The organism is Bradyrhizobium erythrophlei, assembly GCF_042430365.1.
Lineage (GTDB): Bacteria > Pseudomonadota > Alphaproteobacteria > Rhizobiales > Xanthobacteraceae > Bradyrhizobium > Bradyrhizobium erythrophlei.
In genome coordinates this window covers 1-631 of the sequence record NZ_JBHMET010000042.1, presented here as the reverse complement: position 1 = coordinate 631, position 631 = coordinate 1, and the positions used below count along the sequence as shown (strand labels likewise).

Below are 631 nucleotides of genomic sequence, written 5' to 3'. Positions count from 1 at the left end.
CAGCATGCATTCGCCGTGATCTTCCATGCGAGCCTGCAGGAAGACGCCGTCGGCCCACACGTACACGTATCGTCGCGCCGACAGATCGCGCTTCTGCCAGCGTTCGTACTCGCCCTGCCATTCGGCTGTCAGTCGGCCAATCACCGCCGGGGACAGGTTCGGCGCGTCCTTGCCCAGCAAGGCCGTCAGTGCCTCCTGGAAATCGCCGGTTGAGATGCCGCGCAGGTAGAGCACCGGCAACAGCGCATCCAGGCTCCTGCTCCGCCGCGCCCACAGCGGCAGGATCGCCGAGCTGAACCGGATCCGCTCGCCATCGCTGGCTGCCCCGCGGTCGCGAATCTTCGGCCGCGCCACCTCGACCGGACCGATGCCCGTCGCAATCGTTCGCACCGGCCCGTGACCGTGCCGCACCACACGGGCGCGCCCGTCGGCAAGCTTCAAGTCGTTCATCGTGGCAAGAAACGTCTCGACCTCGATCTCCACAGCCTGCGCCAGAAGCTGCCGCGCTCCGGCTCGCAGGATATTGGTCAGTGGATCGTCGATCTCGTCGGGCTGACGAAGCGGGACAATGTTGCTAGTCTCGTTCATGGCGTATCGCTCTCCTTGAGAGGTTCTGGCAGGCTCGACACCC

Annotated in this window: 1 protein-coding gene; it reads right to left on the bottom strand. The window is 65.6% G+C overall.

Annotated features, from left to right (window positions below; genetic code table 11):
* Window positions 1-588: transposase (locus ACFFWD_RS07020; protein WP_376962829.1), on the bottom strand; the 588-nt coding region annotated here is incomplete at its 3' end.
* Between the last annotated feature and the right edge of the window lie 43 nt (window positions 589-631).